We start from the raw sequence: 24024 nt of genomic DNA, 5'->3' as shown, positions 1-24024 counted from the left end.
CCGTGGGATTTTTCAGCAGCCTGCTAATCCGGTCAGACGACGCCACTAACTGACAATCAAGCCATGCCAAGTGCCTGCATATATGTTTCGAGCAACATCTCAGCCTCGTCGCGGTGATGCTTTTCCATCTTGCGCAGCCGCACGATGGTTCGCATCGTCTTCACGTCGAAGCCGGTCGACTTGCCCTCCGCATAGACGTCTTTGATATCGTCGGCGATGCCGCTCTTTTCTTCTTCGAGCCGTTCGATCCGCTCGATCAGAAGACGAAGCTGTTCGGCGGAAATATTGTCGCTCATGATTCTCTCGCGATGAATGGGGGTCAGGCGGCGCGGCATAAACCATGCACGCGCTGGCGCAACCCGAATGGCTGGCGCAACCTCAACTGGCGGGAAAACCCTGGCGCTTGCCGCCCAGCTTGTGCACCGCCCCGCGCCGCATCACGAAGCCGACATCGTTCAGCCGAGCGACATCGGCGACCGGATCGCCCACCACCGCGATGATGTCGGCGTCCTTGCCCACTTCGATCGTGCCGATTCGATCGGCGTGGCCAAGCAGGGTCGCCGCCTCGACCGTCGCGGTGCGGATCGCGTCGATCGGCTTCATGCCGATCGCGGCCATATAGCCGAACTCCAGCCCGTTGGTACCATGCGGGCCGACCCCGGCATCGGTGCCGAATGCGATTTTCATGCCGCTGGCAAAGGCGCGGCGGTGGCTTTCCTTGACGACGGTGGCGACCTGTTCGGCCTTGGCGACGCTGGCGGCGGGGCGCTCGCCCGCGCGGCCCTGACGGATCACGCTTTCAAAGGCGTGCATCGTCGGTACCAGATACGCGCCCTTGTCCTTGAACAGCGCGATCGTCTCGTCATCGATATAGCTGCCATGTTCGATCGAATCGACGCCGGCGCGAAGCGCGGTGTCGATCCCCGATTTGCCATGCGCGTGCGCGGTCGCCTTGCGGCCAAAGGCATGCGCGGTATCGACGATCGCCTTCATCTCTTCAAAGGTCATCTGCGCTTCCAGCCCACCGGCGATGTTGCTGCCCACCCCGCCCGATGCGGCGAACTTGATCACTTCGGCCCCGGTGAAGATCTGTTCGCGAGTCGCGCGGCGGCAATCGTCGGGGCCGTTGCACAATTCGGGCGATCCCTCACGCTCGACATGCGCGAAGTCGCGGCGCATGCCATTGGCGTCGCCATGCCCGGCGGTGACCGACACCATGCGCCCGGCATTGACGATCGTCGGCCCCTCGACATCGCCGCGAGCAATCGCATCGCGCAGCGCGCGAACGCCGCGCGGCTCGCCGCCCAGATCGCGCACCGTGGTGAAGCCGGCATCGAGCGTCCGGCGCGCGCTTTGCATCGCGGTGAGCAGCCCGTCTTCGAGATCGGTGGTGGTTTCGTCGAGCCGCGCCTGCAAAGGATAGCCGGTGGAATAGAGATGGACGTGCATGTCGATCAGGCCGGGCAGGACATATTGATCCTTGAGGTCGACCAGCTTCGCCCCCGCCTCGGGCACGGCAAAGCCGTCGCGGATTTCGGCGATCCGGCCATCGCGCACGACGATCGTGCTTTGCCCGCGCACGCGCTGGCCGGGGCGGTCGAGCAACTGGCCGGCATGGATATAGGTGACGACGGGAGCCGGGGTCGGGGCCGATACGGGCGGCATCTGGGCGCTGACGGCGGTAGCAGCGAGCAGCGCGGCTGCGGTCAGGATCGTTCGCATGTTGGTGCTTCCCCTCTATTTTGCGGGGAACCTAGCCGAGCGGTGGCGGAAGGAAAGCCCCTTGCGTCCGCCACCAGTCGTCATGAGGACGGTTACCTTGGCTCGGTCATCGCAGGCGGGTCGCTCGCCGGAAACGTGTCCTCGAGCGCCTCGTCGAGCGCCGCTTCCTGCTCGGCCCGCGCATTCAGCGCGACGCTCGCCTCCATCCGCGCGATTTGTTCGGGGGTGGCGGGCTGCTGGTGTTCGGCCTTCCACTGGGCATAGGGCATGCCGTAAATCGCCGCGCGCCCTTCGTCCTTCGAAAGGCCGCCGGCTTCGGCGACCCAATCGCCCAGGCAGTTGCGGCAAAACCCCGCCTGCCCCATCAGATCGACATTCTGCGCGTCGGTGCGATGCTGCAAATGCCGCACCAGCCGGCGAAACGCGGCGGCGGCGGTATGATCGTCGAGCTGGTCGATATTGGTCATCATATTCCCATCAAGGTTGATCGACCTACAATATTGGGTACAGCCAGCCGCGAACAAGCCGAGGAAGCCTCCCCAATGACCAAGGCAATCGCCCCCCGTTCGCGTAAAGTACGGATACTCGCGACATTAGGCCCCGCCAGCAACACCCCCGAGATGATCGGCCGCCTGTTCGAGGCCGGTGCCGATGCGTTTCGGATCAATATGAGCCATGGCGATCAGGCATCGAAAGTGCCGGTGATCGAAGCGATACGCGCCATGGAGAAAATCTATGGCCGCCCCACCACGATCCTGGCCGATCTCCAAGGGCCAAAGCTTCGTGTCGGTCGGTTTGCCGAGGGCAAGGTGCTGCTCGAAGTCGGCAAGCGCTTCGTGCTCGATCGCGATCCCACGCCGGGCGACGTAAACCGCGTCGAGCTGCCGCATCGCGAGATTTTCGCCGCGATCGCGCGCGATGCGCGGCTGCTGCTCGACGATGGCAAGATGGTGCTGCGCGTCGTCGAGCATGACGATGAGCATATCATCACGGTGGTCGAAGTCGGCGGCTGGCTGTCGAACTCCAAGGGGCTGAACGTCCCCGACGTGGTGCTGCCGATGGCGGCGCTGACCGACAAGGATGTCAGCGACCTTGCATTCGCGGTCGAGCAAAAGGTCGACTGGATCGCGCTGAGCTTCGTCCAGCGGCCCGAGGATCTGGCCGAGGCGCGTAAGCTGATCGGCGGCAAGGCGGCGCTGCTAGCCAAGATCGAAAAGCCAAGCGCGGTCGCGAGGCTGGAGGAGATCGTTGAGGCGTGTGACGGCGTGATGGTCGCACGCGGCGACCTTGGCGTCGAACTGCCGCCGCAATCGGTGCCGCCGCTGCAAAAGCGGATCGTCGAAACCGCGCGGCGGCTTGGCCGGCCGGTGATCGTCGCGACGCAGATGCTCGAATCGATGATCACCACGCCTTCGCCGACGCGCGCCGAGGTGAGCGACGTCGCCACCGCGGTCTATGACGGGGCCGATGCGATCATGCTGTCGGCCGAAAGCGCCGCCGGTGCCTGGCCGGTCGAGTCGGTGGCGATGATGGACGCGATCGCCAATGCGGTCGAACGCGATCCAATGCATGGCGACCGCGTGCATTTCACCGTGCTCAAGCCCGACCCAACCACCGCCGACGCACTCGCCGAAGCCGCCAAGAACATCGCGGTGACGGCATCGGCCAGCGCGATCATCTGCTTCACCCTGTCGGGATCGACCGCGCGGCGAATCGCACGCGAGCGGCCCGGCGTGCCGATCATGGTGCTGACCCCCAAGGCCGAAACCGCGCGGCGGCTCGGCCTGCTATGGGGCGTACATGCGGTGGTGACCCGCGACGTCGCCTCGTTCGAGGAGATGGTGGCAAAGGCCAAGCGGATGGCGCTTCGCAACAACATCGCGCATGGCGGCGACCGCGTGGTGGTGTGCGCCGGCGTTCCCTTCGGCACGCCCGGATCGACCAACGTGCTGCACGTCACGCAGATCATCGGCAACGAACTCAAGAATTACGACAACGAAAGCTGAGCGCGATCACGAGGTGCTGATGCATTTCTCATCGTCATTCCCGCGCAGGCGGGAATCCATATTCCAGTACAGTGGTTATGGATTCCCGCCTGCGCGGGAATGACGAAAAAGAGATCGATGGATCAGATTGCGGGCAACAGCCCGACGGCGACCAGATGCGCACGAAAGCTCGCCGCGTCGGTAAAGGCGACAGTGTCGATCCCCATCGCCCGCGCCGATTCGACATTGGCGAGATTGTCGTCGACGAACACCGCATCCTCCGCCGCCAGCCCGAAACGCTCGAGCGCCAGCGCGTAGATCGCCGGATCAGGCTTCACCAGCCGTTCGGCACCCGACACCACGATGTCACGGAACCGGTCGAACAGCGCCGGCCATGCCGCGCGGAACGGCGGAAAGAATTCGTGGCTGAAATTGGTGATCGCGAACAGCGGCACGCCGGCGGCGTCGAGCGCCTCGACAATCTCGAACATGCCGGGGATCGGCCCGCCGATGCTGTCGTTGAAGCGCGGACCCCAAAGGGCGATCAGATCGGCATGCTCGGGAAAGCGCGCGATCAGTTCAGCCGAGGTGTCGGCGAAATCGCGCCCCTCATCATGCTGGAAATGCCAGTCCAGCGTGACGACGTCGTCCACAAATGCCGAAAGCGCCCGATCGTCCTCGATCAGGCGCTCATATAAGAACCGCGGATGCCAACTGAACAGGACGTTGCCGATATCGAAGATAACGGCGGACGGACCCTTTGCCACTTTCAGGCGATCGAAAGCAGCAAAGCGGCCAGGGCAATCAGCCCTGGCGCGCCTTGAAGCGACGGTTGGTCTTGTTGATGACGTACACGCGACCGCGACGACGGATCACGCGGTTGTCGCGGTGCCGCCCCTTGAGCGACTTGAGGGAGTTGACGATCTTCATGACCGATTCGCTTCTATTTGAATGGATGTGCCGGAAAGAGGCGCTCGGTTAGCCGTGGCCCCGATCCAAGTCAAGGCAAGCCGCATCCACACGCGAGTGAAGCCAAATCACAATGCGTGCGTTACAAGCCCATGCCCCGCGCTCGCCGGGCGTAGATTAGGATGTTGTCACATGCTTGCTCGGATCGCCATACTTTCTCTTGCCGCCCTCACCAGCGCCTGCACGACGGGCGGCCGCAGCGGGCCGGTCAACGTGATTCGCTATAATCTGGGCACGCCGATCGGGCCGGGCACCTTCAGCATCGAACCGCTCCGCACCGCGCCGATGATCAGCAGCGAATATGCCGCTCAGACCGATTCGGTCGCGCGCGCGATGGAAAAGCTGAACTTCCGCCGAGTCACCGGCGACGAACCCTCGGCCTATCTGGTCGAAATCGCCTTCAACCGGCAGGCAACCGGCCAGCGCACCCAGCCGCCGGTATCGATCGGCGTGGGCGGCGGCGGCGGCAATTTTGGCGGTGGCGGCTTTGGCCGGCGCGGCGGCGGCGTAGGGCTTGGCGGCGGCGTCAGCACCGGGCTTGGCGGTGGACGCGACATCGTCGAAACCGAATTGTCGGCCAAGCTTCGCCGGCGCACCGATTCGACGGTGATCTGGGAAGGCGCGGCGCGCACCGTGGGCACCATGCCGCGCGATGCGATCGAAGCCGGAAAACAGGCCGATCGCTTGGCCGATGCGCTGTTCCAGGGCTTTCCCGGCCAGTCGGGGATCACTACTACCGTCCCATGACGATCGAACTCAGCGCCGCCTTCGACAGCGGCAATATCGAATTGGTGGGGATCGAGGGCGACCGGGTCGACCTCGAGATCCGCCGCGATTCCCATGCGGATTTCTTCCAATGGTTCCACTTCCGCGTCTCGGGTGCGGCGGGTCGCCGTCTCACCTTCCGCCTCCTGAATGCGGGGCAGGCGGCCTATGCCTTTGGCTGGCCGGGCTATCGCGCGCGGGTGAGCACCGATCAGGTCGAATGGCCGATGACCGACACCAGCTATGCCGATGGCGTGCTCAGCTTCACCCATCAATTTGCCGGCGACGACGCCTGGTTCGCTTATTTCGCGCCCTATTCGATGGACCGGCACCGCGAGACGGTTGCGCGGATCGCAGCGATGCCCGGCGTCTCGCACCGATCGCTCGGCACCTCGCTCGACGGGCAGCCGATCGATTGTCTGCAAATCGGCAATGGCCCCAAGCAAGTGTGGTTCTATGCCCGCCAGCATCCGGGCGAATCGATGGCCGAATGGTTCATGGAGGGGCTGCTCGAAAAGCTGACCGATCCCGCCGACGCGACCGCGCTGGCGCTGCGGGAAAAGGTGACGCTGCACTGCGTCCCCAACATGAACCCCGACGGATCGGCGCGCGGCCATTTGCGGACCAATGCCGCCGGCGTGAACCTCAACCGCGAATGGCACGCCCCGACGCTTGAGCGCAGCCCTGAAGTGCTTGCGGTACGCAATGCGATGGACGCAACCGGCGTCACCTTCGCGATGGACGTGCATGGCGACGAAGCGATCCCGGCCAATTTCATCGCGGGATATGAAGGGATCGCATCCTGGACCGACGCGCATGGCGCGAAATTCTATGACTATGGCCGGCGGCTGGCGGCGAACACGCCCTTGTTCCAGACCGAGCGCGGCTATGAGAAATCGGCACCGGGGCGCGCCAATCTGGCGATGTCGACCAATCAGCTTGCCGAACGGTTCGGCGCGGTATCGATGACGCTCGAAATGCCGTTCAAGGATCATGATCCCTCGCCCGATCCGGTGTTCGGCTGGTCGCCCGATCGATCGAAGCAGCTGGCGCATGCCTGTCTCGACACGCTTGCCGAAGTGATCGACACGCTGTGATCGAGGTTCGGCACGGCGGGCTTGAACAGCCGGCGGTCATCGCGCTGCTGCAACAGCATTTCGATTCGATGCTGGCGCATTCGCCGCCGGGCACCTGCCATTTCCTCGATCTGTCGGGGCTCGCCACGCCCGAAGTCACGTTCCTCACCGCATGGGAAGGCGAAACCTTGCTCGGCTGCGGTGCGCTAAAGGCGATCGGTGCCGATCACGGCGAAGTAAAGTCGATGCGGACCGCCGATGCCGCCTTGCGGCGCGGGGTGGCGGCGACCCTGCTCGCCGCGATCGTCGATTCGGCACGCGCCAAGGGGATGGCCCGGCTGAGCCTGGAAACCGGATCGGGCGAACCCTTCGCGGCGGCGGTCGCGCTTTATCTGCGCCACGGCTTTGCCTGGTGCGAACCATTCGGCGAATATGAAGCGACGCCGTTCAACCGCTTCATGACCCGCACGATCTGACGCTTTCTGCTCTCCCCTTCCTTCCAGGGAGAGAGGAGAAGCGAGGTTTGCCTCTCCCCCCTCAGCCGCTAGAGCGACACCTATCCCAGCCTCGTTTGGAGACCCCCTGCATGCCAACGCTCGTCCTGATCCGCCACGGCCAATCGGCCTGGAACCTCGAAAACCGCTTCACCGGCTGGTGGGACGTCGACCTGACCGACAAGGGCGTCGAAGAGGCAAAGGCAGCCGGACGATTGCTGGCCGACAAGGGCTTTGACTTCGACTTGTGCTTCACCTCGGTCCAGAGCCGCGCAATCCGCACGCTTAATTTGGCGCTAGAGCAGATGGGGCGGCTGTGGCTGCCGGTCGAAAAGGACTGGCACCTCAACGAGCGGCATTATGGCGGGCTGACCGGGCTGAACAAGGCCGAGACTGCGGCCAAGCACGGCGACGAACAGGTCCATATCTGGCGCCGCAGTTTCGACGTGCCGCCGCCGCCGATCGAGCCGGGCAGCGAATATGACCTTGCCACCGACCGCCGCTATGCCGGCATCGCCATCCCCGCCACCGAAAGCCTGAAAGACACGATCGCGCGCGTACTGCCCTATTGGGAATCGCGGATCGTGCCTGAGCTGAAGGCGGGCAAGCGAGTCGTCATCTCGGCGCACGGCAATTCGCTGCGCGCGCTGGTCAAGCATCTGTCGGGCATTTCGGACGACGAGATTACCAGCCTGGAAATCCCCACCGGCCAGCCGATCGTGTATGAACTCAACGATGCGATGGCGGCGATGGACCGCTATTATCTCAGCGAACGGTGAACTCCTTTTAGGAAGTCGGATCGAGGCGCACTGCTCCCCTGCCTGTTAGGAAGGGAAGCGGTGCGCCGCCAAGGGCCTGGCACTTTCGTTCGCCGCCGCATTCGCCTAGACGCTCGCGCAACTACCCCATCCCCGGAGCCTGCCCATGACCGACCCCGTCAACCGCGTCGTCCTTGCCTATTCGGGCGGGCTCGACACCAGCGTCATCCTCAAATGGCTCCAGCAGACCTATAATTGCGAAGTCGTCACCTTCACCGCGGATCTTGGCCAGGGCGAAGAGCTAGAGCCGGCGCGCGCCAAGGCCGAGATGATGGGGGTCAAGCCCGAGCATATCTTCATCGACGATCTGCGCGAGGAATTCGTCGGCGACTATGTCTTCCCGATGATGCGCGCCAATGCGTTGTACGAGGGGCTATACCTGCTCGGCACCTCGATCGCGCGCCCGCTGATCGCCAAGCGCCAGATCGAGATCGCGCGGATGGTCGAGGCCGATGCGGTCAGCCACGGCGCGACCGGCAAGGGCAATGACCAGGTCCGCTTCGAACTCGGCTATTACGCGCTCGCGCCCGACATCAAGGTGATCGCGCCGTGGCGCGAATGGGATTTGACCAGCCGCACCGCGCTGATCGCCTATGCCGAACAGCATCAGATTCCGGTGCCCAAGGACAAGCGCGGCGAGGCCCCCTTCTCGACCGACGCCAATCTGCTCCACACCTCGTCCGAGGGGCTGGTCCTCGAAGACCCCTGGGCCGAAGTCCCAGGCTATGTCTTTTCGCGCACCGTCGATCCCGAGGATGCGCCCGACCGCCCCCAAGTCATCGAAATCGAATTCGAACATGGCGATCCGATCGCGATCGACGGTCGTTCGATGACCCCGGCGGTGCTGCTGGCGGCGCTCAACGATCTGGGCCGCACCCACGGCATCGGCCGGCTCGACCTGGTCGAAAACCGCTTCGTCGGCATGAAGTCGCGCGGGATGTACGAGACGCCGGGCGGCACGATCCTGCACGCCGCACATCGCGCGATCGAGCAATTGACGCTCGATCGCGGCGCGGCGCACCTCAAGGACGAGCTGATGCCGCGCTATGCCGAGCTGATCTACAACGGCTTCTGGTTCAGCCCCGAGCGCGAAATGCTCCAGGCCGCGATCGACCTCAGCCAGAAAAAGGTGAACGGCATGGTCCGGCTGAAGCTCTACAAGGGCGGCGTCCATGTCATCGGCCGCCAATCGCCCGATTCGCTCTATTCGGAAAAGGTCGTGACCTTCGAAGACGACGCCGGCGCCTATGACCAGCGCGACGCGGCAGGCTTCATCAAACTACAGGCCCTACGCCTGCGCCTGCTGGGCCGGCGCGACCGGTAATGCCGTCGGGGGGCGAGCAGCGACTTTTTTGGTGGCAGACGCGGTGGTTCGTGGCGGCGATGGCATTCATCGCGGCGATCCCGCTGCTGTTGCCCGATGTCGCACCGTTGGTCGACCTGCCCGGCCATATGGGCCGCTGGCGGGTGCAGCAGTCGATGCATCAGGCTCCCTGGCTTGGCGACTGGTATAATTTCGAATGGCGGCTGATCGGCAATCTGGGCATCGACCTGCTGATCGTCCCGCTCGAACCGCTGCTTGGCCTCGAGCTTGCGGTGAAGCTGATCGTGATCTCGATCCCGGTGCTCACCGCGATCGGCCTGCTATGGATCGCGCGCGAAGTGCATGGGCGAGTCCCGGCGACGGCATTGTTCGCGCTGCCGATCGTCTACAGCTTCCCCTTCCATTTCGGCTTCGTAAATTTCGCGCTGGCGATGGCGCTTTCGCTCAACGCCTTTGCGCTATGGCTTCGCCTGGCGCGGCTGGGGCATATCCGGCTGCGCGCGATCCTGTTCGTGCCGATCGGCCTGATCCTGTGGGTGACGCATACTTTTGGCTGGGGGCTGCTTGGCGTGCTGGCCTTTTCGGCCGAGCTAATCCGCCAGCATGATCGCGGACGCAACTGGTTCACAGCGGCGGTCTTTGCCGGACTGCATTGCATCGTGCTGGTGCCGCCAGCGATCCTGATGCTGGTATGGCGAAGCGGCGACGATGTCACCGGCCAGACTGCCGATTGGTTCAACTGGCGGGTAAAAGCACGCTGGGCGCTGATGATCTTTCGCGACCGCTGGATCCTGCTCGACATGGGCACGCTGGCGGCATGTTTCCTGCTGCTGCTCAAAGGCGTGCATGATCCCAACATCGAATATTCGCGCAACCTGACACTCTCGGCGCTGTGCCTGCTGGCGGTGTATCTGTTGCTGCCCCGAATCGTGTTCGGATCGGCCTATGCCGATATGCGGCTTGCCCCCTTCCTGCTGGGCATCGCGCTACTGGCGCTGCGGCCAAAGGCGGGGCTGTCGATCCGGCGCGCATCGATCGTCGCCGCGATCGGGCTGACCTTTTTTGCCGGGCGGATTGCCGCGACCACGCTGAGCTTCTGGCAATATGACCAAAGCTATGACCGCCAATTGGCGGCACTCGACAAATTGCCGGTCGGTGCGCGGCTGGTGAGCTTCGTTGGCGAAACCTGCCGCGACGAATGGACCATGTCACGGCTCGAGCACATCCCGGCGATGGCGCTGACGCGCAAATTCGCCTTTTCGAACGACCAATGGTCGATGGCGGGGGCGCAATTGCTCACCGTCAACTATGCCGCCGGGCGCGGCTTCAACCATGACCCCTCGCAAATCGTCACCGACGTTCGATGCCCGCGCGAATACTGGCGCCCGATCGCGGTCGCCCTGGCCCGCTTCCCGCGCGGCGCGTTCGACTATATCTGGATGGTCGAGCCGCCCGCCTATGACCGCCGGCTCGAAGCCGGGCTGGTGCCGCTGTGGCGCGATGGCAGCAGCGCGCTGTTCCGGATCGAGGATCGCCGCCCGCCGCGCTTGCTGATGCAGGATCTAGGCCCGCTCGGACCCGAATTTTTCGAGCGGATCAACCGCCGCCGTCGCTCTTTCGAAAAGGCGTCATTTCCCCCAGGAACGCCTGCTCCTGCGCCACCGCCTGCCGCTCGCGCGCCAGGAAATCGGCCACCGCCCGCCTGAAGCCGGGGTCGGGCAGGTAATGCGCCGACCAGGTGGTGACCGGGCTATAGCCGCGCACCAGCTTATGTTCGCCCTGCGCGCCGGCCTCGACCCGCGCCAGCCCGCGCGCGATCGCGACGTCGATCGCCTGATAATAGCATAGTTCGAAATGCAGGAACGGCACGTCCTGCGTGCAGCCCCAATAGCGGCCATATAGCGCATCGTCGCCGATCAGGTTGAGCGCCGCGGCGATCGGCTGGCCATCGCGTTCGGCGACGATCATCAGCACCCGATCGGCCATACGCTCGCCCATCAGCGAAAAGAACCGCCGCGTCAGATAGGGCTGGCCCCATTTGCGCGCGCCGGTGTCCTGATAGAATATCCAGAAGGCGTCCCAATAAGCCTCGGTGATCTCGGCCCCGGTCAGGTGCCGGATCGTCAGCCCCTCGACCGCGGCGGCGCGTTCCTTGCGCACACCCTTGCGCTTGCGGCTGGCAAGCGCACCCAGGAAATCGTCGAAGCTGGCATAGCCATTGTTCGACCAGTGAAACTGCGTCCCCTCGCGGATCAACCATCCCGCCGCGGCGAAATGTGCGACTTCGGCCTGGTCGATAAAGGTTGCGTGCGCCGAGGACAGCCCGTTCTGATCGACCACCGATTCGACCGCCGCGATCAGCGCGGGGGCCTGCGCCGGATCGCGCAGCAACAGCCGGGGGCCGGGCACCGGGGTGAAAGGGGCGGCGATCTGGAGCTTGGGATAATAGCGCCCGCCCGACCGCTCCCAGGCATCGGCCCAGCTATGGTCGAACACATATTCGCCCTGGCTATGTGCCTTGGCATAAGCTGGCACCGCGCCGGCCAGCGCGCCATCGGCACCGTCGATCAGGATCGGCAGCGCCTGCCACCCCGAACGCCCGCCGACCGACCCCGATTCCTCAAGGATCGACAGGAATGCGTGGCTGACAAAGGGGTTGCCGGTGCCGGCACAGGCATCCCATTGCGCGGCGGGCAACGCCGACACACCCTTGGCAACACGCGCGATGACGGGGGGTTCGCTCACGATTCCGGATGTAGAGCCGTTGGCGGCGGCTGCAACACCGCCATCGGGGCGGTCCTCACGCGCCAGGCACCTCGACGAGGGCAGCAGCAGGCCAGTTGCGGATCGTCACGTCACGCTGCGGGAACGGGATTTCGATGCCATGTTCCTTGAACAGCCACCACAAGCGGTTGAGCACGTCCGACCGGACATTGCCGATGCCGCTTTCGGGATCGCTGACCCAGGCCAGGATCTCGTGATCGACCGCGCTGTCGCCAAACCCCTTCAGCCAGACATTGGGCTTGGGGCTTTTCAGCACGCGCGGGCTTTCATTGGCGGCGCGCAGCATCAGTTCCTGCGCCAGTTTCAGATCGCTGTTGTACGAAACGCCGACCGAGATACGCACCCGCACGTTGCGATCGGAAAACGACCAGTTCTCGACCTCCTGAGTCATCAGATTCTCGTTGGGGATCAGATGCTCCTTGCCGTCACGGGTGATGATGCTCACCGCGCGCACGCCGATCTTGTTCACCTGCCCCACCGCGCCGCCGATGACGATGACATCGCCGGGCTTGATCGATCGGTCCATCAGCAGGATGATCCCGGCGATCAGATTGCCGATCGTCTTTTGCAGGCCAAAGCCGATCGCCAGGCCGAACGCGCCGCCAAACACCGCAAAGGTCGTAAGGTCGATGCCGAGCATGTCGACGCCGATGAAGAAGGCGACGACGATCACGGCGATGCCCGAAAGCTTTTGGAACAACAGCTTTTGCGCCGGATCAAAGCCCCCCGCCTGCCCGATCGCATGGCCGATCACGCGATTGGCCAGCCGCGCGATGGCAAAGATCGCGACCGATCCGATCACCAGCGTCACCACCGAGAGCAAGGTCACCCGCTTGGTGCCGACCTCCAGCCCGATTCGCCCCAGCACCGTAGTGATCGGGGTGAAACCGCCGACCGCATGGCTGAACAGTGCCGTAAACACGAACACCGCGATCCCCCACGATACCCAGCGCGACAGATTGGCCCCCCGCAACAGCGCCACGCTCGCCAGCGCCGCCGCCACGCTAAGCGCAAAACCGATTGGCAGAGTCGCCAGCGCCTGCCAGCTTCGCACCCCCAGGATGATCGCCAGCAGCAGCGCGGCGGTCAGATGCCGGACAACCTCACAGATGCGCGGGTGGAACGGCCCGTCCTTGAACCCTGCACGATCGGCGGCGATCTGCGCCAGCCGTGGCCCGATCGTGCGCGAGGCGAGCCAGCCCAGCGCCAATGCCGCGATCGTCAACGCGCCGGCAATCGCCGCTTCGATCAGTTGCGGCTGGGTCGGCACGGCAAAACCATTCGCCGCCAGCCAGTCGGTAACGACGTTCATCGCGCGGCGCGAAAGCGCGCCAGCCCGGCATCGAGATCGGCGATCAGGTCGTCGGCGGCTTCCAGCCCGATCTGCAACCGCACCAGCGGTCCTTGCGCCTGCCACCGGGTTGCGCTTCGATGATGTTGCGGATCGACCGGCAGCGCCAGGCTTTCGAACCCGCCCCAGCTATAGCCGATGCCGAAATGCGCCAGGCCGTCGATCAACGCCGCACGCGCAGCCTCGTCGCCGCCCTCGAGCATGAAGCTGAACAACCCCGATCCACCCGCGAAATCACGCACGAACACGTCGTGGCCGGGGCAATCGGGCAAGGCCGGGTGCAGCACCCGCGCGACGTCTGGCTGCGCCTTCAGCCACTGCGCGATCTGCAGCGCCGCCGCGCCCTGCGCCTTCAGCCGCAGCGCCATCGTCCGCAAGCCGCGGCTGCCGAGCCAGGCATCGTCGGGGCTGACGCATTGCCCCAATTGATAGGTCGCGGCGCGAAGCGCCTCATAGCGACCGGGGCCGGCGGTCACCGATCCCAGCATCACGTCCGAATGGCCGACGATATATTTGGTGCAGGCAAGGATCGTGTAATCCACCCCGCGCGCAATCGCCGGAAACAGCAACGGCGTCGCCCATGTATTGTCGAGCAACGTCACGATCCCGCGCGCGCGCGCCGCGGCGACGATCGCTGGCACGTCCTGCACCTCGAACGTCAGGCTGCCGGGGCTTTCCATGAAGATCGCGCGGGTGCGCTCGCCGATCATCTCGGCAATGCCTGCGCCGATCATCGGATCATAAAATCGCGTGGTGATCCCCATCCGCGCCAGCAGCCCGCCGCCCAGGCTGCGCGTCGGGTCATAGCTGCTGTCGGGCAGCAACAATTCATCGCCCGGCGACAGCACCGCCAGCAACACGCTGGCAATCGCCGCGACGCCCGATGGGAACAGCAACGTGCCCTCTGCCCCCGGCTCCAGCTCGGTCAGTGCATCGGCCAGGCTCCACTGGGTGGGCGTGCCGCGCCGGCCATAGAATAACTGGTGCCGGTCGTTGCGCTTGCCCGCCGCACGCAGATCGGCGACCGAATCATACAGGATCGTCGATGCGCGCCACACCGGCGGATTGACGATCCCCTGGGTCCATTCGGCGCGTCGGCCAGCCTGGACGACGCGGGTTTCATGCTCGATTTCGCCGGGTTCGTCTCGATTCACGCCGCGCCCATCGCCTTTGGCGTGGTGCGATCGGCACCCCATTCGGACCAGCTACCGTCATACAGCGCCGCCTTGGCCCCGATCAGATGCAGTCCGAACGCCAGCACCGAAGCGGTAACTCCCGATCCGCAAGTGGTAACGACCGGCTTGGCGGGATCAATGCCAGCGCCCTCGAACGCCAATTGGATCGCTTCCTTGCTCTTATAGGTGCCGTCTTCGTTCAGGATCGTGCCGATCGGCAGGTTGCGGCTGCCCGGAATATGCCCCGCATGCGTTGCCGGGCGCGGATCGGGCTCTTCGCCGGTGAAGCGTGCCGCCGATCGGGCGTCGACCACCTGTTCGGCACCGCTGTCGACATTGGCCTTCATCTGTTCGAGGTCGCGAATGTCCTTGCGATCCTCCCACACGGTGAAGTGGCGATGGCGAAGGCTCTCCTTGCCGCTCACCAAATCACGCCCTTCGGCCTTCCACTTGGCCAGCCCGCCATCGAGGATCGCGACATCATGCGCGCCGAACGCCTTGAGCATGAACCATGCCCGCGCCGCGGTCTTTAGCGGCGAATCGTCGTACAGCACGATCCGGCTGCCATCGCCCAACCCCAGCGACTGCATCCGGCTGGCGAATTTTTCCGCCGGCGGCATCATCATCGGCAGGTTACTCGACGTATCGCGAAGCTCGCCCAGGTCCATGAACACCGCACCGGGGATATGGCCCTGCTCATAATCGGCCGCCGCGTCGCGTGCGCCGGGCTCGGCCATGAGCCAGGTGGCATCGACCACCCGCAAGTCGCTCGCGCCCAGTTCGTTCGCAAGCCATTCGGTGGTCACCAGCGATTCCATAACGTCTCTCCTGCGGGTTCTCTCATCCAACTCTAGAGCATCCCCGATCGGGGGCAACACCCGCTACCGCCCAGCTTCCCGAAAGGCAGGAAGCTCACAACCGATCCAGAAACCCCGCCGCCTGCTGCCGCAACGCATCCTGTGTTTCGGCATCCATCCGGTCCCAGTTGCGATACGGCATCCCCAGCCGCTGATTATCCCCCAGCTTGCCGCGATTGCGCGCCAGGAAATCCCAATACAGCGCGTTGAACGGGCACGCATCCTCGCCCACCCGTTGCTTCACGTCGTACCGGCAGTGCCCGCAATAATCGGACATGCGCTGGATATACGCGCCTGACGAAGCATAGGGCTTCGACGCCAGCAGCCCGCCGTCACCGAACTGGCTCATCCCCAGCACATTGGGTGCCTCGACCCATTCATAAGCGTCGGCATAGACTTCGAGATACCAGCGCTGCACCTGCGCCGGATCGGCCCCGATCAGCAGCGCGAAATTGCCGGTGATCATCAGCCGCTGAATATGATGGGCATAGGCATGGTCGATCGTCTCGCCGATCGCCTGGGCCAGGCAATGCATGTCGGTCTGCCCGGTCCAATAGAAAGCCGGCAGGTCGCGCACCGCGTTCAGGAAATTGCGCTCGGTATAGGCCGGCCCCTCGCGCCAATACAGGCCGCGAACATATTCGCGCCAGCCGATCACCTGGCGGATGAAACCCTCGGCTGCGTTCAGCGGCACTTGCCCCGCATGATACCGCGCCTCGACCTGGCGGCACAGATCGATCGGATCGAGCAACCCGCAATTCAGATAGGGCGACAGCACCGCATGCCACAGGAACGGCTCGCCGGTGACCATCGCATCCTGATAGTCGCCGAAACTCGGCAGCGCGTGGGTGAGGAATTGCTCGCGCTGCGCCAGCGCGTCCTCGGGCGTCACCGCGAAATCGAACCCGTCGAGATGGCCGATATGATCGCCAAAGCGCGCCGCCACCAGCGCCAGCACCTCGCGGGTGATGGCGTCGGGCGCGAACGACAGCGGGCGCGGCGGGCGGACGCCCTTTTTGGCGGGCTTGCGGTTTTCGGCGTCGTAATTCCACTGCCCGCCCTCGGGCTTGCCCTCGGCGTCGAGCAACAGCCCGGTCTTGCGCCGCATCACGCGGTAGAAAAACTCCATGCGAAGCTGCTTCTTGTCCGCCGCCCATTCCTCGAACTCGGCATGAGTCGCGACGAAGCGGTCGTCGGCGCGGATCTCGACCGCGCAGTCGAATCGGTCTTCCCACGATTCGAACATCGCGCGCACCCGCCATTCGCCGGCTTCGGTGACGATGATCCGGTCGGGCGAATGCCGCTCGACCGCGCGCGCCACCTCGGCGGAAAAGCCGCCCTCATTCTGCGGATCGTCCAGGCGGATATACTCGACCGTCCAGCCGGCTGTGCGCAGCCGCTCCGCATGATGCCGCATCGCCGAAAACAACAGCGCGATCTTGCGCTGGTGATGGCGGACATAGGTCGCCTCGTCGATCACCTCCATCATCAGGATCACCGCCTGGCTGCGATCGACATCGCGCAGCGACGACAGCGAGTCCGACAATTGATCGCCCAGCACCGGAATCAGGATCGTCATTCAAATGCTTCCATGTGCGCCGGCCCCATCCTACATCGCATGCCATGACCCCGAAATTCCTTGGCCAGGCCAGCGCCCTTCCCACCTCGCCCGAAACGGCGACGCTCGACTATGTTCCAAACCCACGCCCGGGCCTTGCCTATTGCGTGCGGTTCGTATCGCCCGAATTCACCTCGCTCTGCCCGGTCACCGCGCAGCCCGACTTTGCGCATCTGGTGATCGATTATGTTCCCGGCAACACGATCGTCGAATCCAAATCGCTGAAATTGTTCCTGGGCAGCTTCCGCAACCATGCCGCGTTCCACGAGGATTGCACCGTCGGCATCGGCGACCGGCTGTTCCGCGAGATGGACCCGAAATGGCTGCGGATCGGCGGCTATTGGTATCCGCGCGGCGGCATTCCGATCGATGTGTTCTGGCAATCGGGCACGCCGCCGCAGGATGTGTGGATTCCGGCGCAGGACGTGCCCGGCTATCGCGGTCGCGGCTGATCGGCTAAGGTGACCGACCGGCACAGTAACCATGCTGCGCCGCCGCAATATTGCAACCATATGGCAGTCAAGACGTTCAGGAGATCGTAAACGGCTGAAATGCCGCTCTTTAACATTGACGGAAGGGAAACGGATGTCGGCTTCTAGCGACGTCGCATCGGCCAGAGTCGATCATCTCGCGCTGATCGGCAATTTCCTGCCGCGCAAATGCGGGCTGGCGACCTATACCACGCACACCTATCAGGCGTTGGTCGATCAGTTTCCCGACATCACCGTCGATGTCTATGCGATGGACGATCATCCCGGACGCTATGCCTACCCCCCCGAAGTAACCCGCAGCATCCCGCAGCACGAACTGGGTGCCTATGTCGATACCGCCCGCGCGATCGAGGCAAGCGGTGCCAAGGCGGTGTGGGTGCAGCACGAATATGGCATTTACGGCGGTTCGGCGGGCGATCACCTGCTCGCGCTGCTCGACCGTATCTCGCTGCCCGTCATCGTCACGCTGCACACCATCCTCGAACGCCCAAGCGCCGATGAGCGCCGGGTGATGGAGGCGATTCTTCGCCGGTGCAGCAAGGTGATCGTGATGGCCGAGCGTGGCCGCGAAATCCTGTTGCGGGTCTATGGTGCCGCGCCGCGCGCGATCGCGATGATCCCGCATGGCGTTCCCGATCGTCCGCTGGTCGATCCAGACAGCATGAAGGCGCGCTTCGGCTGGGAGGGGCGGGAGGTGATCTTCACCTTCGGCCTGCTCGCCCCCAACAAGGGGATCGAAACGGTGATCGAGGCGATGCCCGCGATCGTCGATCGCTGCCCCGACGCGCATTATGTCGTGCTCGGCGCGACTCATCCCAATCTGGTGGCGCATGAGGGTGAGCGGTATCGCGAAAGCCTGGCCACCCTGGTCGCGGCGCTCGGCATGCAGGACCATGTCGAATTCATCGACGCCTTTGTCGAGCAGGACGAATTGCTCGATTATCTCCAGGCCGCCGACATCTATGCCACGCCCTATCACAATCCGGCGCAGATCACCTCGGGCACGCTTTCCTACGCCGTCGGCGTCGGCAAACCAGTGGTGTCGACCCCTTATGTCCACGCGACCGAAATCCTGGCCGATCATCACGGCATCCTGGTCGATTTCCGCGATACCGGAGCCTTTGCGCGCGAAATCGGCGGTCTGCTGACCGACGAGGAGCAGCGCAATCGCCTATCGGCACGGGCCTATGCGCGCGGCCGCACGATGATCTGGCCGCGCCTGGCCGAAGCCGCGATGGTCGAGCTCGAAGCCGTCATCGCCGCTCGCCCGCGCCGGCTGCCAGGCATGGCGGCGGAATATGTCACCCTCGCCCCCGATCTGTCGGCGGTCGAGCGGATGAGCGACGCCACCGGCATGCTTCAGCATTCGATCTATTCGATGCCCGATCGCCGTCACGGCTATTGCATCGACGATAATGCCCGCGCGCTGATCCTGATGTGCCGGATCGATCCGCTAACCGATGAACAGCGCGACAAATGGATGGCGGTCTATGGCTCGTTCGTCCAATTCGCCTGGAATCCCGACACGCGCCGCTTCCGCAACTTCATGAATTTCGACCGCACCTGGTCCGAGGATCAGGGGTCGGAGGATTCGAACGGTCGCGCGCTTTGGGCGCTCGGCGTCACCGCCAGCGAGGCGCGCGCGCAAAAGCATCGCGACTGGGCACGCGCGCTGTTCGATCAGACCGCAAGCATCGCCTTCGACCTCGGCAGCCCGCGCGCGCAGGCGTTCGCGATGCTGGGCGCAGCGGCAATGGTCGAGGCGCATCCGGGACATGGCCTTGCCACCTCGATCCTCAATCGCTTCGGCGAGCAATTGATCGCGCTGTGCAATGTCGCGCGCCGCCCCGAATGGCAGTGGTTCGAAATCGTGCTGGCCTATGACAATGCCCGGCTGCCCGAAGCGCTGATCCGCGCGGGTCATGCGCTTGGTCGTCCCGAATTCATCCAGTGCGGCATCGCAACCCTCGCCTGGATCGTCGAGCGCCAGACGTCGCCCAGCGGTCGCTTCCGCGCGATCGGCACCGAAAGCTTCGGTCGTCCCTATGCCGATCCGCTGCCTTTCGATCAGCAGCCGCTCGAAGCGCAGGCGACGGTCGATGCCTGTTCGGCAACGTTCCGCGCGACCGGCGATCGTCGCTGGATCACCGAGGCGATGAAGGCATATCGCTGGTATCTCGGGGCCAACGACCTCGATCTGCCGCTGGCCACCAGCCAGGATGGCGGCTGTTTCGACGGGCTTCAGCCCAACGGACTCAACCGAAATCAGGGCGCCGAGTCGATTTTGGCACTCCAATTGGCCAATTGTGCGATTTCCTCCCTTTCAAATGCAGCCGCATTCATGGCAGACCCGCCCCGCGCCGTAGCATGATGTAAGCGGCGTTCGGCCTTCAGGGGGGGCGGGAATTGCTCGATTTGTTTAACCACGAGCTTCGGCTCCATGCCGATCCCTCGCGCGTGGTGGTACGTCCGTTCCATATCGCCTGGCAGTCGAACGGATCGGCTCCCAGCCGGACCGAACGGCTGGTGCGCGAAGTGCTCGACATGTCGCCCGGCGAGGCGCGCGCACAATTGCGTGCGGTGCTCAAGGATTTCGAGGCGCGCCATTGGCAGACCCGCCGCGTCTTCATGACCCGCTATGACGAGATCGAGGCGCTGCTCGGGCTAGACGGCGCGAACATCTCCGATGAAAAGCGCCAGCTGATCGGTGCCTATTTCTGCCACGAATATAGCTATGCCGCCGCCGCACTGATGAACCCAAGCGCGGTGCCGCATTACGACCAGACCGGCATGCCCGAGGGATCGATTCGAATCCTGATGTCGCTGCGCGCGGTGGGAGAGGGGCATATCTCCTCGGTCGCCTTTCGCGAGGGGATCATCACCGCCGACAATGACTTCAGCCTTGCTCCCGAACCCCCCTTCGCCACCGCCGCCGACACGCATGGCGACGAACAGTCGATGCCCGAGGGCGAGGTGACGGTGTTCCGCCATCGCGATTCGACGCTGTCGGGCACGGTGATATTCCCGATCACCAAGGCGCAGTCGAACGGCCTTGAAGACATGCGGCTGGTCAATTTCACCCATGACGACGGCAGCGTCGAATGGATCGGCACCTACACCGCCTATAACGGCTCGGTGATTCAGTCCGAGCTGCTTCGTACCCGCGATTTCCGCAGCTTCGATCTGGTGCCGATGACCGGCAGCGCCGCCCGCAACAAGGGCATGGGGCTGTTCCCGCGCAAGGTCGGCGGCGAATATATGATGATCGGCCGGCAGGACGGCGAAAACCTGTTCCTCATCAAATCGGATACGCTCACCAATTGGGGTGAGGGCGAATTGCTGCTCAAGCCGCAATATCCCTGGGAGTTCGTCCAGATCGGCAATTGCGGTCCACCGATCGAAATCGATGAAGGCTGGCTGCTGCTCACCCACGGCGTCGGCGCGATGCGCAAATATTCGATCGGCGCGGTGCTGCTCGACAAGGATGATCCCTCGATGGTGATCGGCCGCACCTCACGCCCGATCCTGGCGGCGGCCGATCAGGATCGCGAAGGCTATGTCCCCAACGTCGTCTATTCGTGCGGCGCGCTGAAGCATGGCGACAATCTGTTCATCCCCTATGGCGTCGCCGATTCGTCGGTCGCCTTCGCCTCGGTGCCGATCAAGTCGCTGCTCGAGGTGATGTAATCGCGTTCGGTATCGGTTGCGGCACCCGCATCCGATACCCTAAAGCCTCGCGATGACAGAAACACGAGTGCCATCGCGCATGTTCCGCCGCGCGGACGAAGACGCGCAAACCGTCCGTACCGGCAGCAGCCACACCCCGCAGACCGAGCATCCCGCCTATCAGCTCGCGTTCCAGGACCTGGATTTCCTGCTCCGCGAAGATTTGCGCCCGATCCGCTTCCAGCTCGAATTGCTCAAGCCGACCTTGCTGCTCGACGAGGCAAAAATCGCCTCGATGCTGGTGATGTACGGCTCGGCGCGTATCCCCGAGCCCGAAAAGGCGCGGGCGATGCTCGAGGCGGCGGTGGACGACAAGGCGCGCGCGATCGCGCAGCGGCTGGTCGACAAATCGAAATATTACGACGTCGCGCGCGAACTGGCGCGGCTGGCCAGCGGCTTTCCCCGCGATGAAGAAGGCAATCGCCATTTCGTCGTATGTTCGGGCGGCGGCCCATCGATCATGGAGGCGGCGAATCGCGGCGCTGCCGATGTCGGGGCCGAATCGGTCGGGCTGAACATCGTGCTGCCGCACGAACAGGCCCCCAACGCCTATGTCACCCCGTCATTGTCGATGCAGTTCCACTATTTCGCGCTGCGCAAGATGCACTTCCTGCTGCGCGCGCGCGCGGTGGCGGTGTTCCCCGGCGGCTTCGGCACGTTCGACGAATCGTTCGAACTGCTGACATTGATCCAGACCGGCAAGATCGAGCGGATGCCGGTGCTGTTCTATGGCCGCGAATTCTGGGAGCGGGTCGTCAGCTTCGAGGCGCTGTGCGAGGAAGGCGTGATTTCCGAACGCGACCTCGACCTGATCACCTTCGTCGAAACCGCTGAAGAAGGCTGGCAGGTAGTGCAGGATTTCTGGGCGGCGAAAGACGCCGAAGGCTAATCCTGCAAAGCCCTCTCCCCCATCGGGGAGAGGGTTGGGAGAGGGGCAGTAACGCAGCGCCCGCCGTGGCCGGTCCCGCCCTTTGGTTCGCCCGGTCACCCTCTCCCCGCCGGGGAGAGGGCTGGACCCAGTTACTTGACCTTGGCAGCCTCTTCAGCCGCCGCTGGATCTTGCGAAGGCGCGCCAGGGGCCGGCGTCGCGCGGTTCGCCATGTCCGCGGTCGGTGCCGAATCGGCAACATTGGCGGCGGCATCGGCCTGATCGCCGGTCGCTGCTTCACCCGTACCAGCTTCGGCACCGGCGGCAGGAGCCGCCGGCAGCGGCAGGTTCGACCCTTGCGCGTTCAGATACGCGATCACGTTCGCCCGCTCCTGGTCGTTCGACAGGCCGGCAAAGCTCATCTTGGTGCCGGGCGCGTATTTGCGCGGGGAAAGCAGCCATTCGTTCATCGCATCGAAGGTCCAGTTGCCCGCGATGCCCTTCAGCACGTCCGAATAAGCGAAACCGGGCTTGCCGCCATGCGGCTGGCCGACCACGCCGTATAGATTGGGGCCGATACCGGCCGCGCCGCCCTGGTTGATCGAATGGCACGACGCGCATTTCGAAAACGACTTTTCGCCCGCGGCAATATCGGCGCTGGCAAGCAGCGTCGCGATCGGCACCGCCGCAGCGGCGGTGGCACCTTCCTCGACGACGCCTTCGATCGGATAGCCCATCGTGTCGGGCCGTCCGCCGTGAAAGACCATGCCGCTCGCGATCGTCAGGCCAAGTGCTGCGGTACAACCGGCCAGTGCCCAGCCGGCGATCGTGTTGGTACGATTGTCCATTGCGCTACCGAAAACTCGTCATAGGAGAAGGAAGGGTTGTCCTTTAGATTGGCTTTCCCTGCACGGCAAGCCGCGCTTGCCCATCGGCGAGCCGACCGATAGGCGCGGGCGCACAATGGATAGCTTTGCCGCCCCCGCCCGCCCGCTGGTCGATGCCATGACCGCCGCCGCCGCCGCCGACCCAATGCGCACCGTCGCGTTTCAGGGCGCGCCGGGGGCCAACAGCCATGTCGCTGCACGCGAAGCATTTCCCGATGGATTGCCGCTGCCTTGTTTCGACTTTGCCGACGCGATCGATGCGGTGCGCGAGGGGCGCGCCGATTGCGCGATCATCCCGATCGAAAATTCGCTGCATGGCCGAGTCGCCGATATTCATTTCCTGCTGCCCGAATCGGGGCTGGTGATCACCGGCGAACATTTCCTGGCGATTCGCCACACGCTGATGGGGGTCGGCTCGCGCGATCAGGTGCGCCAGGCGATGAGCCATCCACAGGCACTGGGCCAGTGCCGCCACTGGCTGCGCGCGCATGACATCACCCAGGCCGCCTATCCCGATACTGCCGGTGCGGCGGCGATGGTCGCCGAACTCGGCGATCCCGCCATCGCCGCGCTCGCCCCGGCGGCGGCGGCGGCGCTATATGGCCTGCACATCCTGGCCGAAGACATTGCCGATGCCGATCACAACATGACCCGCTTCGTCGTGCTGGCGCGCGGATCGAAACCGATCGTCGCCGACGGCCCGATCATGACGACCTTGATCTTCGAGGTGAAGAACGTCCCCGCCGCGCTGTACAAAGCGATGGGCGGCTTCGCGACCAACGGCGTCAACATGACCAAGCTCGAAAGCTATCAGCGCGGCGGCAGCTTCGCCGCGACCGAATTCTATGCCGATATCGAAGGGCGACCCGGCGACGCCAATGTCGATCGCGCGCTCGAGGAACTGGGCTTCCACTCGAAATGGCTGCGCGTGCTGGGCTCGTATCCGCAGGCAAGGGCGCGGGGGTAGGGCGCGGGGCGCGATGAAGCGTTGTTCGCGCAGAGGCGCAGAGGACGCCGAGGATTAGACAAGCGATCCGCCTAATATCGTCACCCCAGCGAAAGCTGGGGTCCAGTGCCGCAAGTCCTGCGCTCGCATTCGCGAGACCCCAGCTTC

General features: G+C 64.4%; 23 protein-coding genes. 12 read left to right on the top strand and 11 right to left on the bottom strand.

The window, feature by feature from the left end:
* Positions 1-56: 56 nt before the first annotated feature.
* The 3 genes from QU44_RS05525 to QU44_RS05515 all read right to left on the bottom strand — a co-directional run bounded on the left by QU44_RS05525 (position 57) and on the right by QU44_RS05515 (position 2189).
* A complete protein-coding gene (locus QU44_RS05525; protein WP_033920700.1) occupies positions 57-296 on the bottom strand; it encodes a DUF2312 domain-containing protein in 240 nt (79 codons plus the stop codon).
* An 82-nt stretch (positions 297-378) separates the two neighbouring features.
* Positions 379-1722: a metal-dependent hydrolase family protein gene (locus QU44_RS05520; RefSeq protein ID WP_033920699.1), complete on the bottom strand. Its 1344-nt coding sequence runs from the start codon at positions 1720-1722 to the stop codon at positions 379-381.
* Positions 1723-1814: 92 nt separating this feature from the next.
* Positions 1815-2189, bottom strand: a complete 375-nt coding sequence (locus QU44_RS05515) for a DUF1244 domain-containing protein (RefSeq protein WP_033920772.1) — start codon at positions 2187-2189, stop codon at positions 1815-1817.
* Between the two features lie 75 nt (positions 2190-2264).
* Between QU44_RS05515 and pyk the strand changes: the two genes are divergently transcribed.
* The gene (pyk, locus tag QU44_RS05510) at positions 2265-3728 is read left to right on the top strand and encodes a pyruvate kinase (RefSeq protein ID WP_033920698.1); all 1464 of its coding nucleotides are present in this window, start codon (positions 2265-2267) and stop codon (positions 3726-3728) included.
* Positions 3729-3850: 122 nt separating this feature from the next.
* On the opposite strand, the gene QU44_RS05505 is transcribed toward pyk, so the two are convergent.
* Positions 3851-4474, bottom strand: coding sequence for an HAD family hydrolase (locus QU44_RS05505; RefSeq protein ID WP_231621627.1), 624 nt, complete (start codon positions 4472-4474; stop codon positions 3851-3853).
* Between the two features lie 37 nt (positions 4475-4511).
* Positions 4512-4637, bottom strand: coding sequence for a type B 50S ribosomal protein L36 (gene ykgO, locus QU44_RS05500; RefSeq protein WP_033920696.1), 126 nt, complete (start codon positions 4635-4637; stop codon positions 4512-4514).
* 171 nt (positions 4638-4808) lie between these two features.
* Between ykgO and QU44_RS05495 the strand changes: the two genes are divergently transcribed.
* From QU44_RS05495 to QU44_RS05470, 6 genes are all read left to right on the top strand, one after another.
* Positions 4809-5423, top strand: a complete 615-nt coding sequence (locus QU44_RS05495; protein ID WP_033920695.1) for a hypothetical protein — start codon at positions 4809-4811, stop codon at positions 5421-5423.
* Positions 5420-6538: a M14 family metallopeptidase gene (locus QU44_RS05490; RefSeq protein ID WP_033920694.1), complete on the top strand. Its 1119-nt coding sequence runs from the start codon at positions 5420-5422 to the stop codon at positions 6536-6538. The genes QU44_RS05495 and QU44_RS05490 overlap by 4 nt, the downstream gene beginning before the upstream one ends.
* A complete protein-coding gene (locus QU44_RS05485) occupies positions 6535-6993 on the top strand; it encodes a GNAT family N-acetyltransferase (RefSeq protein ID WP_231621626.1) in 459 nt (152 codons plus the stop codon). The genes QU44_RS05490 and QU44_RS05485 overlap by 4 nt, the downstream gene beginning before the upstream one ends.
* A 110-nt stretch (positions 6994-7103) precedes the next feature.
* Entirely contained in the window at positions 7104-7790 is a 687-nt protein-coding gene (gpmA, locus tag QU44_RS05480) for a 2,3-diphosphoglycerate-dependent phosphoglycerate mutase (RefSeq protein WP_033920693.1), read from the top strand.
* A gap of 145 nt (positions 7791-7935) precedes the next feature.
* On the top strand, positions 7936-9153 hold the full coding sequence (locus tag QU44_RS05475; RefSeq protein ID WP_033920692.1) for an argininosuccinate synthase: 1218 nt from the start codon (positions 7936-7938) through the stop codon (positions 9151-9153).
* 59 nt (positions 9154-9212) lie between these two features.
* Positions 9213-10859 carry a hypothetical protein gene (locus QU44_RS05470; RefSeq protein ID WP_231621625.1) on the top strand — a complete coding sequence of 549 codons (1647 nt, stop codon included), beginning with the start codon at positions 9213-9215 and terminating at the stop codon, positions 10857-10859.
* Here QU44_RS05470 and QU44_RS05465 read toward each other — a convergent pair.
* The 5 genes from QU44_RS05465 to QU44_RS05445 all read right to left on the bottom strand — a co-directional run bounded on the left by QU44_RS05465 (position 10750) and on the right by QU44_RS05445 (position 16899).
* Positions 10750-11898, bottom strand: a complete 1149-nt coding sequence (locus tag QU44_RS05465; RefSeq protein WP_033920691.1) for a GNAT family N-acetyltransferase — start codon at positions 11896-11898, stop codon at positions 10750-10752. The two genes, QU44_RS05470 and QU44_RS05465, sit on opposite strands and share 110 nt — an antisense overlap.
* 55 nt (positions 11899-11953) lie before the next feature.
* Complete coding sequence (locus tag QU44_RS05460; RefSeq protein ID WP_033920690.1) at positions 11954-13249, bottom strand: mechanosensitive ion channel family protein; 1296 nt, start codon at positions 13247-13249, stop codon at positions 11954-11956.
* Positions 13246-14484 carry a cystathionine beta-lyase gene (gene metC, locus QU44_RS05455; RefSeq protein ID WP_081987871.1) on the bottom strand — a complete coding sequence of 413 codons (1239 nt, stop codon included), beginning with the start codon at positions 14482-14484 and terminating at the stop codon, positions 13246-13248. The genes QU44_RS05460 and metC overlap by 4 nt, the downstream gene beginning before the upstream one ends.
* On the bottom strand, positions 14439-15281 hold the full coding sequence (sseA, locus tag QU44_RS05450; protein WP_033920689.1) for a 3-mercaptopyruvate sulfurtransferase: 843 nt from the start codon (positions 15279-15281) through the stop codon (positions 14439-14441). Before sseA ends, metC begins: the two co-directional genes overlap by 46 nt.
* 94 nt (positions 15282-15375) lie before the next feature.
* Complete coding sequence (locus QU44_RS05445; RefSeq protein ID WP_033920688.1) at positions 15376-16899, bottom strand: cryptochrome/photolyase family protein; 1524 nt, start codon at positions 16897-16899, stop codon at positions 15376-15378.
* 44 nt (positions 16900-16943) lie between these two features.
* Here QU44_RS05445 and queF point away from each other — a divergent pair, with 44 nt between their 5' ends.
* The 4 genes from queF to QU44_RS05425 all read left to right on the top strand — a co-directional run bounded on the left by queF (position 16944) and on the right by QU44_RS05425 (position 22044).
* Complete coding sequence (gene queF, locus QU44_RS05440) at positions 16944-17390, top strand: preQ(1) synthase (RefSeq protein WP_033920687.1); 447 nt, start codon at positions 16944-16946, stop codon at positions 17388-17390.
* A 133-nt stretch (positions 17391-17523) separates the two neighbouring features.
* Positions 17524-19800: a glycosyltransferase family 4 protein gene (locus QU44_RS05435; RefSeq protein ID WP_033920686.1), complete on the top strand. Its 2277-nt coding sequence runs from the start codon at positions 17524-17526 to the stop codon at positions 19798-19800.
* A 35-nt stretch (positions 19801-19835) separates the two neighbouring features.
* Positions 19836-21116, top strand: coding sequence for a glycoside hydrolase family 130 protein (locus QU44_RS05430; protein WP_033920685.1), 1281 nt, complete (start codon positions 19836-19838; stop codon positions 21114-21116).
* 52 nt (positions 21117-21168) lie between these two features.
* On the top strand, positions 21169-22044 hold the full coding sequence (locus QU44_RS05425) for an LOG family protein (RefSeq protein WP_033920684.1): 876 nt from the start codon (positions 21169-21171) through the stop codon (positions 22042-22044).
* A 131-nt stretch (positions 22045-22175) separates the two neighbouring features.
* Here the strand turns inward: QU44_RS05425 and QU44_RS05420 are convergent, their stop codons facing one another.
* Positions 22176-22871 carry a c-type cytochrome gene (locus QU44_RS05420; RefSeq protein WP_033920683.1) on the bottom strand — a complete coding sequence of 232 codons (696 nt, stop codon included), beginning with the start codon at positions 22869-22871 and terminating at the stop codon, positions 22176-22178.
* Between the two features lie 115 nt (positions 22872-22986).
* Between QU44_RS05420 and QU44_RS05415 the strand changes: the two genes are divergently transcribed.
* Complete coding sequence (locus QU44_RS05415) at positions 22987-23877, top strand: prephenate dehydratase (protein WP_033920682.1); 891 nt, start codon at positions 22987-22989, stop codon at positions 23875-23877.
* The last annotated feature ends 147 nt before the right edge of the window (positions 23878-24024 follow it).

The sequence above is a fragment of the Sphingomonas sp. 37zxx genome (assembly GCF_000786205.1).
Lineage (GTDB): Bacteria > Pseudomonadota > Alphaproteobacteria > Sphingomonadales > Sphingomonadaceae > Sphingomonas.
The sequence above is the reverse complement of the archived record's forward strand: the minus strand, read 5'-3'. Positions and strand labels throughout refer to the sequence as shown.